Origin of the sequence: Vibrio sp. 1S139, from assembly GCF_041439475.1 — a bacterium.
GTDB classification, from domain to species: domain Bacteria; phylum Pseudomonadota; class Gammaproteobacteria; order Enterobacterales; family Vibrionaceae; genus Vibrio; species Vibrio crassostreae_C.
Map to the genome: position 1 here is coordinate 1 of NZ_JBGOOD010000153.1, position 1567 is coordinate 1567.

Here is a 1567-nt window from a genome sequence, read left to right on the forward strand (position 1 = left end):
AAGCCTTTTTTCTATCTAAATAAACAAGTTAGCTCTTAAGATCCTGTCTATGAAATATCTAAAGCCCCTTAGCTCAAAAAAACAAACTGATTTAATTTGGTTGTATTGATGGAAAACCGTCAACGTCACTCAAGAGCAACAACACTCAATGCTCTCAATAAACTAAAGCTACCTAGAGTTCCAATCTCAATCTTATCGAGAGTTTGGTCATCATCGAACAGACATGACAAATGCATACCTGGGGTAGATCATGACAAGAATGGAATATGAGTTAAATCGAACTATACATCTATACTTAAGGACAGGGGGGGCAAAAAGAACCGTAAAAAATCAGGCAGAGAAAATGAGCAGCTTCTGTCGTCATGTTCAGACGCACAACCCTGCCATCAAATCTATTGGCCAAATTGGACGTAAGCTGATGGCTGAGTTGTGGAGAAAAAAGAGCGAGTTGGCTCCCTCAACTAAAACCGCCTATTACTACGCAATTTGTTATATTTGGATTCAGGTACTCGGCAGAAGATCGACACCACCACATTATAATATGGCCAATAAAAGGTAGTCACAACCAGAGAAATCTAAACAACACCGTGGGGAATTATTATCTCGATTTTCCATTTTTTGCGCTTTACTCTTTTTGCAAAATACAGTGATAATAACTCAAATCACGATAATCAAATCAATGAGTTAAGTTAATAAAATTTGCATTTTTTTCGAAGAGTATTATCAGGATTAGTTAGATAACATATTGGAATATATTCAGTTTTTATACTATCATTCTTAACACTACCAACACCGGGGTTTCACCGTTTTTGAGCCCTCAAAAAACGTCCAAAACATCTTATCGAATCCAAACTAAAGATACCTACCCACGCGCTCTACTTCTTTCAAAGCAATACCATCGGCTGCTATACCAACAGGAGCTGAACCTAGTGAATACCACTTAACATCATCAGCCTCTTGAGCGGTGATATCTCCTTCCCAGTCACTCACGATAAAATAATGAATCAACTGAAGTTCCTTCGTAGGATGGTAAAGCGAACACAAGTATTGGTAATCAATCGGAACAACATTAAGCTCTTCATCAAGTTCACGAAACAGCGCCTGAACCTGGTTTTCACCGTGTTCAATATGGCCGCCAGGTATAGTGATTAAACCGGGATCGGTCTCCCTAGACTCACTACGCTTTTCTAGTAATACCTGCGATTCCTTCAGCATGATAAAAGAAACACACTCGTGGACATCCATCTAATTTTCCTAAAGCCGTTACAAAGGTAGTTAAGTTTGTTGTTCTAGCTTGTGTTAATGCTTAATTTACAACAAGCTTTTTACTCAGCCTTTCATACAATTCAAAAGCTTCTGTTTTAGATATCAAATTTCCGAGAGCGTATTGATGAGCTAGCTCAATATCGTCGCTTTGATTGGAGTAATAGCGCTTGGCGACTGCAGCGCACTGGCTCAGATTGGTGTACCAACTGCCGTCTTGCTCGGCCACAAAGTAATACGCCGATCGCACGAGCTATTGTCAAATGTGGTGTATGGAGATCATGCAGTAGCCTGTTGATGAGTC

General features: G+C 39.6%; 1 protein-coding gene and 1 pseudogene. Both read right to left on the minus strand.

The features are described from left to right. Positions 1-852: 852 nt before the first annotated feature. A complete protein-coding gene (locus ACED46_RS21840) occupies positions 853-1245 on the minus strand; it encodes an NUDIX hydrolase (RefSeq protein WP_137001722.1) in 393 nt (130 codons plus the stop codon). Between the two features lie 61 nt (positions 1246-1306). Continuing rightward, positions 1307-1516: pseudogene (locus ACED46_RS21845) on the minus strand (nucleotidyltransferase domain-containing protein); the annotation flags it as partial. Positions 1517-1567 lie beyond the last annotated feature (51 nt).

Coding starts and splice junctions, on each gene's coding strand:
- ACED46_RS21840 (WP_137001722.1), bottom strand. CDS start 1,245: ATGGATGTCCACGAGTGTGTTTCTTTTATCATGCTGAAGGAATCGCAG.